This window comes from Bradyrhizobium guangxiense, assembly GCF_004114915.1.
Classification (GTDB): Bacteria; Pseudomonadota; Alphaproteobacteria; order Rhizobiales; family Xanthobacteraceae; genus Bradyrhizobium; species Bradyrhizobium guangxiense.
This window is the reverse complement of the sequence record NZ_CP022219.1, coordinates 3,807,252-3,820,855: the sequence shown is the minus strand read 5'-3', so window position 1 is coordinate 3,820,855 and position 13,604 is coordinate 3,807,252. Positions and strand designations below refer to the sequence as shown.

The window sequence follows — 13,604 nt, the reverse complement described above, 5'->3', positions numbered from 1 at the left end:
ACTCGGCTCCCGGGAGAGCACGGCATAAGCCGTCCGACCATCGCGCAGGGAAGGCCGTGTGTTGGGCTTCACCTGTATGCTGCTGTGCGGTTCTTCCTGCGTGTGCCTTTCGCGCAGCGGACCGCAGGTGCCGCCGGCACCCGGCCTTCCCTGCGCCCTCTTGGCTCAAGAGGTAGCGAGATGAAGCAAAGCTCGGGCGAAACAAGCCGCGAGGATGCGAAGGCGTGTCTGTAGCCACACAATAGGTGTCATCGCCCGGCTTGACCGGGCGATCCAGTACTCCGAGACGGCAGTGATTGAACCGAGAGGCCGCGGCGTACTGGTTCCCCCGCTTTCGCGGGGAATGACGGCGTCACTTGGAGAAGCGACTTGCTACCACATACTCCGTCATTGCGAGCGCAGCGACTTGTCAGCCGAAGCCTCGGCGAAGGCGGAAGCAATCCAGATACTTTCCGCAGAGGGTTTCTGGATCCCTTTGTCGCAAGGGCTTCTCGCAATGACGACGCGGGGAGAGCGAGCGCTCAATGACTGCGCCTGATGCTCTCCTCACCCGGCACCGTCTCCGGCGCCATCGCCGCCCACGCACTGGATGCGAACTGCCGCCGCCATGTCACCACCACCACGGCGGCCGTCGTCACGAACAGCACCCAGGGGCTGACGAACCAGCCGAGATAGCCGAGCGCGAAGAAGAAGGCGCGCTGGCCACGATTGAAATGGCGGCCGGCGGATTCGAACAGGCGCGAGGTGCGGATGACATGGGCCTCCGCTTCGGGCGTGCCGCGCTGCGAGGCCGGCGGCATGCCGCCGAATAGGATCGCGACATAGTTGAACAGGCGATAGGCCCAGGCGAATTTGAAGAAGGCATAGACGCAGATCAGCACGAGGCCGACGCATTTCAGTTCCCACATGGCGGGCGAGGGACTGAGGTCGACCGGCAGCTTGCTCAGGATCGTGATGGCGTCGTTGGTGGCGTGCAGCAGCGCCAGCGCGCCGCCGAGCGCGAACAGGCTGGTCGAGGCGAAGAAGGCGGTGCCGTTCTGCAGCGAGGCCATGATCTGCATGTCCACCATGCGCGTCTCGCGGTCGAGCAATCGGCGCACCCAGACCTCGCGATAGCGGTTCATGCGCGCCGACAGGCTGTCGCGGCCATAGCTCGAATGTTCCAGCGTCAGGGCATAGCCCAGCCACTCGATGATGAAGAAGCCGACGGCGGTGATGTCGACCCAGTGCCTGCTCATGTCTGTCTCGTGTCCGTCTCTTGTCCATCTCTTGGCGCGGATCGCAACGATTGCCACGCATGACGGGGCGCAGCAACGATTGATTGGCGGCAGGTGATGGCGTTAAAAGCGGCTCGTTTCAAAGCGTCTCGGGAAGGATTGATGACATGGCTGCGCTGAAACTCGCCATCGGCAACAAGAACTACTCGTCATGGTCGATGCGGCCCTGGCTCGCGCTGCGCGCCCACGATATCCCGTTCGTGGAGACGCTGATCCCGCTCTACACCGACAACCCCGCGGACAAGGAGCAGATCCTGTCCTTCAGCCGCGCCGGCAAGGTGCCGGTGCTGGTCGATGGCGACGTCACGGTGTGGGATTCGCTCGCCATCATCGAATACATCGCCGAGCGCTATCCGGAAGTGAAGTTGTGGCCCGACGATGTCGCGGCGCGCGCGCATGCCCGGTCGGTGTGTGCCGAGATGCATTCCGGCTTCGTGGCACTGCGCAGCGAATGCGGCATGAACCTGCATCGGCCGATCCGTCCCGTGGCACTGTCGGCGGACGCCAAGGCCAATGTCGCGCGCATCGAGGAGATCTGGCGGGACTGCCGCACCCGCTATGGGGCGAAGGGGCCGTTCCTGTTCGGCCGCTTCGGTGCTGCGGATGCGATGTACGCGCCGGTTGTGCACCGCCTGCGCACCTACGCGATCGAGGTCGCGCCGGAGACCAAGGCCTACATGGAGACGATGATGGCGCTGCCGGCGTTCCAGGAATGGACCCGCGACGGGCTCGCCGAAACGCTAGTCATCGCCAAGTTCGAGGACGCCTGATCGCTCACCTGACCGAGCCGCCGGCCGTGCTTCGGCCGGCGGGCTGCTGGCCCGGAAATTGACCGGGGGTGACGGATCAAGCAGGGCCGCGACACCGCCTGTGACAAGCCGGCCAAATGCTTGGCGCAGGCGGTATCATCGGCCTGCCGGTCCCATCTCTATCGGTTTGAAAAATCTGCAAAATTTGTGCACTCACCACGCCGCCATGGCGCTGGCCAAAACGACCGGCCGCGTGCTATACAGCGGCCCGGGTTTCCGGCCGGCCATCGCAGTGGGACACTGGGCGAGGCAGGCGCTGTTTGAGTAATGGAGAGGGTGTTGAAGCACAAATTCCCCGTGGGAACGCGCGTATTGTTCACGGCCAGCAACGTTGCGCGTCCGGCTGCGAGCGGCGCGTATGAGATCATCCGTTTGCTGCCGACCGAAGGCGACGACTGCCAGTATCGAATCAAGAGCTCGACCGAGGCCTTCGAACGGGTCGCCAAGGAAAGCCAGCTCGCGCTCTCCTGAAGCTCGCGCATTCCGCGCATTGCTGCCATCAGGGAATTGTGTCCTACCGCCGTCAAAAGGCCCGCTTCACCTTCACAAGGTGGGCAGGGGCAGTTGCCGACTCGCGGTGCTCGCTTGACCATTTGCTCTCTGCTCGCGTGAGGGGACGTCGCGCATGAACTGGGCATGGGCCACTTCGCTTGACCAAATCTGGCGCGCGCCGGCCTTTCCGATGTGGATGACGCTGGCCGCTGCCGGATTCTTCGGCTTGATCCTGCTGATCACGCTGCTGCGCGCCGAGAAGTCGGTCGCCAACGGCGCTCTCACCGTCATTACGCTGCTGTCCATCGCAATTGCCGGAGCTGCCACCGTACGCGTCTATGACCCGGCGGGGCAGGACGCCCCGACCGAGGCGCGCGCGCAAGGTGCACTCACCGCCAGCCTTCCGGCATTGTCCTGCCTCGACGATCTCGCCGGCGATACCGTTGCCGCCGGCTGCGAGAAGGCGCTGTTCGGCTCGCCGGATGCCGTGGCCGCGGCCGTAGCCTACACCGCGGCCCGGATCGACCGCCTGACGGCGCTCGGTGATGCCGCGTCCGCCGAGAGAAGCCTGACGGTGGACATGAAGGTGCTGCGCAAGTCGCTGGAGCGCGATCGCTACGGCCTCGTGGCGCAGGTGCTGGTCGTGCGCGACGGCTGCACGCAGTTCGATTGCGCCGCCTTCCGCTCGCTGACCGACCAGCAGCAGGTCGCTGCCAATATGGATTCCCATCTCTACGACACGCTGGTCGCGCGCCATGCGCCGACCTGGAACGCGCCCGCAATGGCGACCGCGCCGGCCGCTTTGCCGCCGACCGCGGCACTCGCCGGTCTGCCGCCGTCGATGCCGACGGGCAAGCCGACCAATGCCGAGTTCCCCAGCGCCTCGTCGACGCCGCCGGTGAGCATCATGAATCCGGAGCCTACGGCAACGACGCGGCAGGCGGCTCCGGCCGCGAACGCGGCAGCGCCGGCAGCTTCGCGCGCGCCGACGCCGACCACGGCACAGGCGGCAGCGCCGGCCGCGAAGAAGCCGCCGGTTCCGAAGGCTGCGCGTGCCCCCGCAGCACCGGTTCCGCTTGCGCCCCCGCCGGCGTCGGTTGCGGCTCCCGCGGCTGCGGATAACGAGTAGATCGGCATTCCAAATGTGGTGCTGCCCGGCTAATGCTTGGGCATGCCGCTACACCTGATCAAGCTCGCCGTCGGCTGCGACTCCGTCAAGGAATTGAAGGAGTGGATCGCCGAGCGGATGCAGACCGCCAAAAAGAAGGGTCTGCCGCAACATCACATCCACATCACCCGCATGGTCCCCAAGCGCGACGCCGAGATCCTCGCGGGCGGGTCGCTCTACTGGGTGATCAAGGGTGAGATCGCCGCGCGGGAAAAGATCATCGGCATCGAGCCGTTCCGCGACAAGGACGGTATCGGCCGCTGCCGCATCGTGATGCAGCCGAAGGTGATCTCGGTGTCGCCCCGGCCGATGCGCCCGTTCCAGGGCTGGCGCTATCTCACCCAGGATTCCGTGCCGCCCGATCTCGGCAAGTCCGCCGCAGGCTCGATCGCGGCGATGCCGGAGCCGATGCGGCGCGAATTGCGCGACCTGGGTCTGCTCTAAACCCCGATATTGTCGATCAACCGGGTGCTGCCGAGCTTGGCCGCCACCAGGATCCGCAACGGGTCATCCTTGCGCGAGGTGATCGGCGCCAGCGTCTCGGCATGGCGGATCTCGTAATAGTCGAGCGCAAAGCCCGCCGCTTTGATCATCTCGGCGCCGCCGGCCATCGCAGGCGCGATGGCATCGCCGGCCTTGATCCGCCGCGCGCTCTCCTTCATCGCCCGGTAGAGCACGGGGGCGGTCTGCCGCTCCTCGGGCGACAGGTAGACGTTGCGGGAGGACATCGCGAGCCCGTCGCGCTCGCGCACGGTGCGGGAGCCGACGACCTTCACACCGAGATCAAGGTCGCGCGCCATCTGCGTGACCACCCGCAACTGCTGAAAGTCCTTTTCGCCGAAGATCGCAAAGTCCGGCCGGACTTGCGTGAACAGCTTGCCGACGACGGTGGCGACGCCGCCGAAGAAATGCGGGCGGAAGCGGTCCTCGAGGCCGGCGAGTGCGGGCCCTTCTGGCACGATTCGCGTGGCGAAGCCGTCCGGATACATGGCCTCGACGCCGGGATGCCAGACGATGTCGACATCCTCGGCGGCGAGCTTGGCGATGTCGGCCTTCCAGGTGCGCGGATAGGCGCCGAAATCCTCCGTCGGGGCGAACTGGGTCGGATTGACGAAGATCGACACCACGACGCGGCTGGCGCGCCGCTTGGCGAGGCGGACGAGGGACACATGCCCGTCATGGAGGGCCCCCATGGTCGGGACCAGCGCGATCGTTGCTTTTCGCTTGCGAAGATTGTCGACGGCGCGGCGCAAGGCTGGGATCGTGCGGGCGATCAAGGGGCTTGGTGACATCAGGACTCGACAGGGTTGGGAATCGGCGCGGCAATGATTCAGCGCCCGGGGCGGCTAACCTTAACAAGCAGCGATCATGGACGCCATGCATCTGGATGCGGCACAGCAACCCGTGCGAGGCCGCGCACGACGTCGCGACATCGTGGACTGGTTCACAGACGAAGATTGGCGCCGCAATTCATGATGAAAATTGCGCCGTGCGATTTGCATCACCTGTCACGCATTTCACTTGACCGCAGACGCGGCCAACTCGAAGATATTCATCAGGGGCGTTGAGGATCACCATGCTTGTGCAGGCTAGCCAAGGCCAATCCGGCGCGGCGCACGTGGTCGTGCTCGGTAACGAGAAGGGCGGCTCCGGCAAGTCGACCACCGCCTTGCATATCGCGGTTGCGCTCCTGAAGGCCGGCCAGCGCGTTGCCACCATCGATCTCGACTGCCGTCAGCAGAGCTTTACCCGCTACATCGGCAACCGCACCGCCTGGGCGCGTCGCACCAAGCTCGACCTCGAACTGCCCGTGCATCGCTGCATCAAGCTCGGCGAGACCATGCAGATCGCCGAGAACGAGAATTCCGAGTTCCAGCAATTCATGGAGGCGATCTCGGCGGTCGAGAGCAGCTTCGATTTCATCGTCATCGACACGCCCGGCACCGACAGCTACCTGATGCGGCTCGCGCACTCGATGGCCGACACGCTGGTCACGCCGATCAACGACAGCTTCCTCGACTTCGACGTGCTCGGCACGGTCGACGCCGCAAGCTACGCGGTGACGGGCGAGAGCCACTACGCCGAGATGGTGCGCGACGTCAGGCGCAAGCGCCGCCAGCTCGACGGTTCGACCACCGACTGGATCGTCGTGCGCAACCGCCTGTCGATGCTCGGCTCCCGCAACAAGCAGCTGGTCGCAGAGGGATTGAAGGATCTGTCGCTCAGGCTCGGCTTCCGCTACGTCGACGGCTTCGCCGAACGCGTCGTCTATCGCGAATTTTTCCCGCGCGGCCTGACCGCCCTCGACGAGATCGACGAGGCCACGCTCGGCATGCGGCCCAATCTCGGCCATCTCACTGCACGGGAAGAGGTGACGAGCCTGCTGCGCCAGCTCAAGCTGCCGCTCGACGAGCGCGGCCGCCGTCGCGCCGCCAACCGGGCCGAGTGGTTCAACCAGGTCGACAAGCCGCTCGAACTCCACGATATCCTGGGCGTCTGAGGTATAGCGCTACTTCCGGTCGGTTGGAGCGGCCGGCTGCCGCGGGAACCGAGCCCGCGCTCTCAGCGTTTTCATCCGACATTCACTGCGAATTGAACCCGATCGGTATCGGTTGTGTCGGATGGTAAGGTGCATCCTGACGTAGCCATCGGAAAACGGGATGCTCAGAAAACGTGTGCGCCGCACAACGAAAGGGCTGCCGGTTCACAATATTTAGCCTTCCTGTCACGCGCCTGTGACATATATTAGGGAATAGGCGACAAGGGGACGAAGAGCCCCGGAAGAACACGATTTTCAACAGGGATTCAGGCCGCAAGCGCCTGAGGCTGAGGACGAAAATGAAGCGTGGAATTGCCGTTCTGGTTTCGGTCAGTGCCCTCTGCGGCGTCGCCTATTTCACGGCGAGCAAGTGGGCGATCAAGCACGAGACCATCACCTTCTACGATGCCTCGCGCGACAACCGTCCCGTGCCTGTCGATATCGCGGTGCGCCGCGACAAGGAAATGCAGGCCAATGCCGGCATGATCACGCTGCCGGTCGCAGTGATCAATCACGGCAACACCGTCAAGAACACCGAGTACGGCTTCCTCGCCAACATCTTCGCTGCGCGCGGCTATATGGTCGTGAGCCCGCAGCACGATTTGCCGACCGATCCTCCGATGGTCACCAAGCCCGGTGAGCTCTATGTCGGCCGGCTGCCGCAGATCCTGCGCGGCGTCGCCAACATCCATCTCGCGATGCAGGAGATGAAGAAGGTTCAGCCCAACGCCGATTACGCCAAGGTGACGATGGTCGGCCACTCCATGGGCGGCGACATCACCATGTATTTCGCCAAGCAGTATCCGGACGAGGTCAAGAAGGTCGTCACGCTCGACAATCTGCGCGTGCCCTTCGTCACCGCCGGCAAGTTCAAGATCCTGTCGTTCCGCTCGCAGGATCCGCAGTTCAAGACCGATGCAGGCGTGATCCCGTCCGACGAGGAATGCGAGAAGGCGGGCATCCAGGTCGTCAAGACCGAATTCCAGCATAACGACATGCGCGACACCGGCCCGGATGTCGCCAAGAGCTCGATCCAGAGCATGCTCGACAAATTCCTGAGCGTGACGGACAGCGAGATCGCGCCGGTCGACACGCAATCGTCCCCGCCCAAGATCCTTGAGCCCGGGCCGGTCGCGCTGATGGCGCCTGCCAAGAGCTGACGCCTCGACGGCTGACGCCTTGGCGTCGGCGTCTTCCGCATGGTTGGTTACAAGCCTCCGCCGGCTCCGCCCGCGGGGGCTTTGCACATTGACCGGCCCGCCCGCGCTGACCACATTAGCTGCCCACGCAGGGTCAAGAGATGTCGGGCGAACCCATCAAGCCGCGCCGCGGCGATGCCGTCTCGGCGCAAGCGGGCGGCGCGGTGCCGCAGGCCGCAACGTCGACCGCGGATGACATTGCCGCTTTCGTCGCCAAGGCGCGGGCGCTGTCTCCCCATGCACCGGGCGCGAAGGGCCGGCTGATCTTCGCCTTGGATGCGACGATGAGCCGTCAGCCCACCTGGGACATGGCCTGCGCGCTTCAGGCCGACATGTTTCGCGAGACCGCGGCGCTCGGCAGTCTCGATATCCGTCTCGTTTACTATCGCGGTCTGAACGAGTGCCGCGCCACGGGGTGGATCTCCGACAGCGACAGGCTCGCGGCGTTGATGAGCAAGATCGATTGCCGCGGCGGCGATACCCAGATCGGCAAGGTGCTGACGGAGGCGCGGCGCGAAGCGGTCGCATCGGGCGTGCGCGCCGTCGTCTTCGTCGGCGATGCCATGGAGGAGAAGGTCGACGAGCTCTGCGCCAAGGCCGGCGAGCTCGGCATGCTCAAGGTGCCGGTGTTCGTGTTTCAGGAAGGCCATGACGCCGTCGCCGAGCAGGCCTTTCGCGAGATCGCGCGCCTGACCGGCGGTGCCTGGTGCCGGTTCGATCCCGGCGCGGCGGCGCAGCTGCGCGAGCTGCTGCGGGCGGCCGCGGCCTATGCTGCCGGCGGCCGCGAGGCATTGTTGAAACTGGCGAAGACCGCGAGCGGTGCGGCGAAGCTGATCGGCCAGATGAAATAGCGCTCGGGCCGTCCTGGCGCGCGGCGGCGCGCATGCGATGCATTTTGCCGCGAGGGCGACTATATTCGGGGCATGACTCTGATTGCCGGCGCCCTTGCCGTTATCACGCTTTATCTGCTGCTCCAGATGTTCCGCGCCGCCAACCCGGTGGTGCTGGCACGCGCCATCAGATTCGGAGGCGGCGTGCTGGCGCTGGCGATCGCAGCGTTCACGGGCTTGCGCGGCGAGCTGGTGGTGGCGATCCCGCTCGGGTTTTTCGGCGCCGGGCTCCTGGGCTGGACACCGCTGGCAAACGCTGGCTTCGGCAATGTCGGCGGGCTGTTCGGCGGCGGCGCTGCGCCCGCGTCAGGACAGACCTCACGCGTGCGCTCGCAATTCCTCGACATGCGGCTCGACCACGACTCCGGCCAGCTTGGCGGACAGATCGTCGCCGGCCCTCACGCCGGGCGCGATCTCGGCGAGTTCGATCTCGCGGGCCTGCTGGCCATGGTCCCGACGTTCGACGCCGAGAGCGTGGCTTTACTTGAAAGCTATCTGGACCGCCGGTTTCCCGCTTGGCGTCAGAACGCGCAGGGCGACGCGGCAGGGGGGCAGCGCCGCACGGCGACGAGCGGCAAAATGACGGCGGAGGAGGCCTATCAGATCCTTGGCTTGCAACCGGGGGCGGGGCGTGACGACATCAGCCGGGCGCACAAGTCCCTGATGAAGAAACTCCATCCCGACCAGGGGGGCTCGAACTATCTCGCTGCCCGGGTAAACGAGGCCAAGGATACTCTGCTTCGTACGCATAACAGCTGACTCCGGCACCACGCCACAAACGCCCGTACCGTGTGAGCTCCGCTTGCTCCGTTTGCCGTCGCCCCGATGCCCGCCATTTCGGCGTGGTCGATCCCTTGAGCAAAGTTTTAACCGTAAATTCTTGACGAGAGGTTGTCGCGGCACAGTCTCGTCGTGATCGCGTCCCCAAAACGAAAATGCCCGCGCAGGGCGCGGGCATTTGGTTTGCAATGGGGAAGGAGATCAGTTGCGCACGGTGATGCAGGAGATGTCGGCGCGCTTCAGGGCGCGGCAGACCGCTTCGGCTTGGTCGCGCTCGAGCCCGGCGAAGCGGGCGCGGTAGAGCTTGCGATTGTCCTTGGCGACGACGGGCTCGGTGAACGGATCGGCCTTGCTGAGCAGGCCGCGGGCCGAGCTGCGCGCAGCGTCGATACGCTGCTGGGCTTCGTTCTCGCTCTCGAGCGCGCCGACCTGGACGATCCAGCCGCTGTGGGTGACGGCCGGCTTGGTGGTGGCGCTCATCTGGACCGGCGTCGGATCGGCGGAGGCGAGCTTCGGAGCCGCCGGGGCGGGCGCGGCGGCCGTTGCGGCCGGCAGCACCCCGAGGATGCCATTGCCGGTGCCGAAGCCTGCCGGCTGCCGCGGCAACTCGGTGCGGGCGACCTCGGCCTTCGGCGTTTCCGGTTGGCTGACGATCTCGGGCTTGTTGATGAGATCAGCCCGGGCGACGACGGCGCCGGAGGTTTCCGCGACGTCGGAACGGGACGGAATGGCGCTTGTGACGGGTGGGGCGACTTGGGTGGGAGCGGCGGAGGCGACCTTCACGGCACCGGCCTTGACCTGAACCGTCTTGACCCGGACGGGCTTCATCGGCTCGGACGAGCCGGGGATGATGGAGAGCGGTTGGCTCGAGATCACGCCATTGGTGAGCGGCGCCGGCTCGATCTTGGATTCCGTCGGCCGAACCTCGGGCTTGGCTTCCGGCCTGGTCGGGGCCGGCGGCACCGCGGCCGTCGCCGCGGCAAGTGTCGAGAGGCGGGCGGCGAGGCGGGACGGGGCCGACTCGGGAGCAGGGGCCGCGGCCTGGACCGGCGCGGGACGGGCTGGCGGCGTATCCGAGGCGTCGGCAACCTCTGTCGCGGCGTCAGCGCCATTGCGCTCGGTGACCGCGGCAACGGTGTGGACGGTCGCCCCCTTCTCGAGATTCTCCGCGAGCAGGTTGCGCATGATGGCATCGCGCGAGCCGCCGCTGCGGCCGCCGAGCACCACGCCGATCAGATGGCGGTTGCCGCGGCGCATCGAGCTGACGAGATTGAAGCCGGAGGCGCGGGTGTAGCCGGTCTTGATGCCGTCCACGCCCTCGACGCTGCCGAGCAGGTGGTTGTGATTGCGGATCGACTGTCCACGCCAATTGAACGTGGAGGTCGCAAAATAGCGATAGTAGCGCGGGAAGCGCTCCTGGATGGCGCGCCCGAGCGTGGCTTGGTCGCGCGCGGTCGTCACCTGCTCGTCGTTGGGGAGCCCGTTGGCGTTGCGATAGACGGTCCTGGACATGCCGAGCGCGCGCGCCTTGCGCGTCATCATCTGGGCGAAGTCGTCCTCGTCGCCGGCGATCGCTTCGGCGATGACCACCGCGGCGTCGTTGGCGGAACGGGTGACGAGACCCTTGATCGCGTCCTCGACACGGATGGTCTGGCCGGCACGGAGGTTGAGCTTGGTCGGATCCTGATCGGCGGCGTGCTGGGACACCGGCATCTCGGTGTCCAGCTTCATCTTGCCGGACTCGAGGCGCTCGAACAGCAGATAGAGCGTCATGATCTTGGTCAGCGAGGCGGGGTGGCGGATCCCGTCGGGGCTCGTAGCCTGCAGCACTGCGCCGGAATTGCCGTCGACGATGATCGACGCGAATTTCGGGCTCGAACTCTCGGATACATCGCGCTGCACCCGGTGGTGCGCGTAGTGGCGGCGATGGCGCCGCGCCTCGGCGGCATCGGTGGTGAAGATGACCGCGGTGGTGACCGTAAGAAGCCCGAAAACGCCAACCCGCGCCAAGCGCGAGGAAGACAAGTTTTTACGAAGCATGGAACCCCGTCCCCGTTTCTGACTAGATCACCGGCTCGTGAGGCGAAATTGTGCCCATCGACCCGGGATCATGACCTGCTCAGGCTGTCCCTCCGCTGGTGTTCGCCGCGGGGGACGTTGGGCCTGAGCCGCTGTTCTGGCTAAGGTGATGTTCTCAAACGGCTTTTGACCGTCTGCGGAAGCTGAACACGTCCAGGGAATCAAGGTAGGGGGCCGCGGTTTCCAAAAGCTTAAAGAACCCTTGCGGGAAACCCCGGGAATCTCAGCGAATTGCGTCTGATTTTGTGCGTCGCACAAAGATTCTTGACTTTTTTGTGCGTTGCACTAATTGTGGGCAGAGTCAGGGAGCCGGGGCTTCCGACGAGAGCCAGGGAAAAGGATTCCGAAATGTTCAAGGTTGAAGACTTCCAGAACTACGGGAAAGAGCAGTTCGAGCAGTGCGTTGCTTCCGCGACCTCGGTGCAGCACGGCCTCCAGGCGATCGCCAGTGCCTATGGCGACTACACCAAGAAGTCGTTCGAAGACACCAAGTCCTTCGTCGAGAAGCTTTCCGGCGTGAAGTCGCTGGACAAGGCCATGGAAGCGCAGACCGACTTCGCGCGCTCCGCCTACGAGACCTTCGTTGCGGAATCGCAGAAGATCGCCGGGCTCTATAGCGACCTTGCCAAGCAGGCATTCAAGCCGGTCGAGACCATCGTCTCGAAGTTCACCCCTGCTGCCCAGTAACGTTTTTCGGGACATCCTGGAATCGAGAAGCCCGGCTGGACCAGCCGGGCTTTTTGTTTGCGCACGGTGGATCCGTCAGCGCGCCACGCGCAGCTTCGACAGCGAGGTGCCGATGTCCTTGAACACCGAGACGGTCTGGCTGGCCGACGTGACCAGGTAGAACTTGTCGGTGCTGCTGGCGCAATATTGCAGCACGCTCAGGTTTGGATCGCCCGTCGACAGCGTCACCCCGCTCCCAGGCGAGGCCAATGCCCCTGGTAGGTGTTGCCCCTGCGCTTCACCGCGTCGATGCGGCTCAGCGAACTCCAATCGTAGCTCAGCGGCATGATCGGTTACAGATAGGACGAGCTGCCGGAGGAGTACTGCTTAGCCAGGAAAAGCGTTCCTGCATTGCCGCTCGCCGGCGTCGACTTTCACGTGTTGCAGTTGTAGGCGTTGCCGGACGTGCAAGTGCAGCTGCCGTTGGCGGCATCCCAATCGCTGAAATCGATCGGGCTCTAATTGCGGTTGATGGCACCGACATTGACGTCCTTGGGGAACAGAACGATCGAGATGCAGACGTCGCCATCGGCCTTCACGAGCGCGCTGAGCTTGATCGACCGGATTCTTCGTGGTCCTCTGCATCGCCGCCATCTGGCGGCGCGCGAAACATGACGATCGCCGAAATCCGTGGTTTTGCCCGGTTTCGCGCCATGCCCTTGAATCCTCGGTAAACTGGACCGTAGAAGACCGGGGTGCCCGGAGCCGAACGGTCATGGCTGCGTCGAAGAGCCAAGTTCCTGCTCAACATGTTCTAAGCGAATTGGGCATAAATTTTTGTCAAATCGGTCCGGATTGATTAACCTTGGTCCGGATCGCCCGGACCAGGAATCGGGACTGCCGCGGCCATCGGTCGGACCTTCGCACGCTTGCGGCGAGCCGGGGGGAGGCCCATATTGCTGGCGAACGATCCGGTCCGGACCGGATCTGTCGGGAGCGGCGATCCAATAAGGCGGCGCGCCTGCGCGGAGCTCCGAAGGGTGGAGTCGCGAGGCAACCGCCATTCGCTTCCGTGGGGAATTTGAACGCCTGTGCCATGCCGCAATTGACTTCCAGACTTGACCTGTCCGCGCCAGCCGCTGCCTATGCTCCTCGTATGAGCAATGACGAGAACCGTTCGGGCAGCCCGACGGGCCCGAACACTTCGGTCATCACCAAGGTCAAGCCGAAGACCAAACGACCGAACCTCTATCGCGTGCTGATCCTGAACGACGACTACACGCCGATGGAATTCGTCGTCCATGTACTGGAGAAGTTCTTCAACAAGGACGTCGAGGCGGCGACCAAGATCATGCTGCATGTCCATCATCACGGCATCGGGGAGTGCGGCGTGTTCACCTACGAGATTGCCGAGACCAAGGTGACACAGGTGATGGATTTCGCCCGCAAGCACCAGCATCCGCTGCAATGTGTGATGGAAAAGAAGTAATCTTGCGGCGCGTTTGATGCCGGCCCTCGAGCAAGTCGCAGTGTAAGCGTCGCGCGACGCCTGCGCCGACGACGTCTGTCGCGATCGACAAAACTACGGAATTCGCCACCGGCGCCGCTCCTGCCCAATTCGGAACGGGTTTTGCATCAAAAAGTACCGCAAGCGTGGAGCCGCCGAGTCGCGGAACCGGTCTTTCGCCGCGGTCTTGTATAACTA

At 64.7% G+C, this 13,604-nt stretch carries 14 protein-coding genes; 10 read left to right on the top strand and 4 right to left on the bottom strand.

Annotation, left to right across the window (positions count from 1 at the left end; translation table 11 throughout):
* Positions 1-521: 521 nt before the first annotated feature.
* Positions 522-1,238, bottom strand: coding sequence for a DUF599 domain-containing protein (locus tag X268_RS18105; RefSeq protein ID WP_128926198.1), 717 nt, complete (start codon positions 1,236-1,238; stop codon positions 522-524).
* A gap of 146 nt (positions 1,239-1,384) precedes the next feature.
* Between X268_RS18105 and X268_RS18100 the strand changes: the two genes are divergently transcribed.
* From X268_RS18100 to X268_RS18085, 4 genes are all read left to right on the top strand, one after another.
* Positions 1,385-2,047 carry a glutathione S-transferase family protein gene (locus X268_RS18100; RefSeq protein WP_128926197.1) on the top strand — a complete coding sequence of 221 codons (663 nt, stop codon included), beginning with the start codon at positions 1,385-1,387 and terminating at the stop codon, positions 2,045-2,047.
* A gap of 306 nt (positions 2,048-2,353) precedes the next feature.
* Positions 2,354-2,557, top strand: coding sequence for a hypothetical protein (locus X268_RS18095; protein WP_128926196.1), 204 nt, complete (start codon positions 2,354-2,356; stop codon positions 2,555-2,557).
* A 154-nt stretch (positions 2,558-2,711) separates the two neighbouring features.
* Positions 2,712-3,707 carry a hypothetical protein gene (locus X268_RS18090; protein WP_128926195.1) on the top strand — a complete coding sequence of 332 codons (996 nt, stop codon included), beginning with the start codon at positions 2,712-2,714 and terminating at the stop codon, positions 3,705-3,707.
* A gap of 42 nt (positions 3,708-3,749) precedes the next feature.
* On the top strand, positions 3,750-4,190 hold the full coding sequence (locus X268_RS18085; RefSeq protein ID WP_128926194.1) for a DUF1489 family protein: 441 nt from the start codon (positions 3,750-3,752) through the stop codon (positions 4,188-4,190).
* On the opposite strand, the gene panC is transcribed toward X268_RS18085, so the two are convergent.
* On the bottom strand, positions 4,187-5,038 hold the full coding sequence (panC, locus tag X268_RS18080) for a pantoate--beta-alanine ligase (RefSeq protein ID WP_128926193.1): 852 nt from the start codon (positions 5,036-5,038) through the stop codon (positions 4,187-4,189). The two genes, X268_RS18085 and panC, sit on opposite strands and share 4 nt — an antisense overlap.
* Before the next feature lie 284 nt (positions 5,039-5,322).
* On the opposite strand from panC, the gene X268_RS18075 reads away from it, so the two are divergent.
* From X268_RS18075 to X268_RS18060, 4 genes are all read left to right on the top strand, one after another.
* On the top strand, positions 5,323-6,246 hold the full coding sequence (locus X268_RS18075) for a division plane positioning ATPase MipZ (RefSeq protein ID WP_128926192.1): 924 nt from the start codon (positions 5,323-5,325) through the stop codon (positions 6,244-6,246).
* A gap of 338 nt (positions 6,247-6,584) precedes the next feature.
* Entirely contained in the window at positions 6,585-7,445 is an 861-nt protein-coding gene (locus tag X268_RS18070) for an alpha/beta fold hydrolase (RefSeq protein ID WP_128926191.1), read from the top strand.
* Positions 7,446-7,585: 140 nt separating this feature from the next.
* Positions 7,586-8,335 carry a vWA domain-containing protein gene (locus tag X268_RS18065; RefSeq protein WP_128926190.1) on the top strand — a complete coding sequence of 250 codons (750 nt, stop codon included), beginning with the start codon at positions 7,586-7,588 and terminating at the stop codon, positions 8,333-8,335.
* A gap of 72 nt (positions 8,336-8,407) precedes the next feature.
* A complete protein-coding gene (locus X268_RS18060) occupies positions 8,408-9,133 on the top strand; it encodes a DnaJ domain-containing protein (protein WP_128926189.1) in 726 nt (241 codons plus the stop codon).
* 222 nt (positions 9,134-9,355) lie between these two features.
* On the opposite strand, the gene X268_RS18055 is transcribed toward X268_RS18060, so the two are convergent.
* The gene (locus tag X268_RS18055) at positions 9,356-11,194 is read right to left on the bottom strand and encodes a D-alanyl-D-alanine carboxypeptidase (protein WP_128926188.1); all 1,839 of its coding nucleotides are present in this window, start codon (positions 11,192-11,194) and stop codon (positions 9,356-9,358) included.
* A gap of 387 nt (positions 11,195-11,581) precedes the next feature.
* Between X268_RS18055 and X268_RS18050 the strand changes: the two genes are divergently transcribed.
* Positions 11,582-11,920, top strand: coding sequence for a phasin family protein (locus X268_RS18050; protein WP_128920536.1), 339 nt, complete (start codon positions 11,582-11,584; stop codon positions 11,918-11,920).
* A 75-nt stretch (positions 11,921-11,995) separates the two neighbouring features.
* Here the strand turns inward: X268_RS18050 and X268_RS39865 are convergent, their stop codons facing one another.
* Positions 11,996-12,148: a hypothetical protein gene (locus X268_RS39865; protein WP_208764376.1), complete on the bottom strand. Its 153-nt coding sequence runs from the start codon at positions 12,146-12,148 to the stop codon at positions 11,996-11,998.
* Positions 12,149-13,055: 907 nt separating this feature from the next.
* On the opposite strand from X268_RS39865, the gene clpS reads away from it, so the two are divergent.
* The gene (gene clpS / locus X268_RS18040; protein WP_164937793.1) at positions 13,056-13,388 is read left to right on the top strand and encodes an ATP-dependent Clp protease adapter ClpS; all 333 of its coding nucleotides are present in this window, start codon (positions 13,056-13,058) and stop codon (positions 13,386-13,388) included.
* The last annotated feature ends 216 nt before the right edge of the window (positions 13,389-13,604 follow it).

Coding starts and splice junctions, on each gene's coding strand:
- X268_RS18105 (WP_128926198.1), bottom strand. CDS start 1,238: ATGAGCAGGCACTGGGTCGACATCACCGCCGTCGGCTTCTTCATCATC.
- X268_RS18100 (WP_128926197.1), top strand. CDS start 1,385: ATGGCTGCGCTGAAACTCGCCATCGGCAACAAGAACTACTCGTCATGG.
- X268_RS18095 (WP_128926196.1), top strand. CDS start 2,354: ATGGAGAGGGTGTTGAAGCACAAATTCCCCGTGGGAACGCGCGTATTG.
- X268_RS18090 (WP_128926195.1), top strand. CDS start 2,712: ATGAACTGGGCATGGGCCACTTCGCTTGACCAAATCTGGCGCGCGCCG.
- X268_RS18085 (WP_128926194.1), top strand. CDS start 3,750: ATGCCGCTACACCTGATCAAGCTCGCCGTCGGCTGCGACTCCGTCAAG.
- panC (WP_128926193.1), bottom strand. CDS start 5,038: ATGTCACCAAGCCCCTTGATCGCCCGCACGATCCCAGCCTTGCGCCGC.
- X268_RS18075 (WP_128926192.1), top strand. CDS start 5,323: ATGCTTGTGCAGGCTAGCCAAGGCCAATCCGGCGCGGCGCACGTGGTC.
- X268_RS18070 (WP_128926191.1), top strand. CDS start 6,585: ATGAAGCGTGGAATTGCCGTTCTGGTTTCGGTCAGTGCCCTCTGCGGC.
- X268_RS18065 (WP_128926190.1), top strand. CDS start 7,586: ATGTCGGGCGAACCCATCAAGCCGCGCCGCGGCGATGCCGTCTCGGCG.
- X268_RS18060 (WP_128926189.1), top strand. CDS start 8,408: ATGACTCTGATTGCCGGCGCCCTTGCCGTTATCACGCTTTATCTGCTG.
- X268_RS18055 (WP_128926188.1), bottom strand. CDS start 11,194: ATGCTTCGTAAAAACTTGTCTTCCTCGCGCTTGGCGCGGGTTGGCGTT.
- X268_RS18050 (WP_128920536.1), top strand. CDS start 11,582: ATGTTCAAGGTTGAAGACTTCCAGAACTACGGGAAAGAGCAGTTCGAG.
- clpS (WP_164937793.1), top strand. CDS start 13,056: ATGAGCAATGACGAGAACCGTTCGGGCAGCCCGACGGGCCCGAACACT.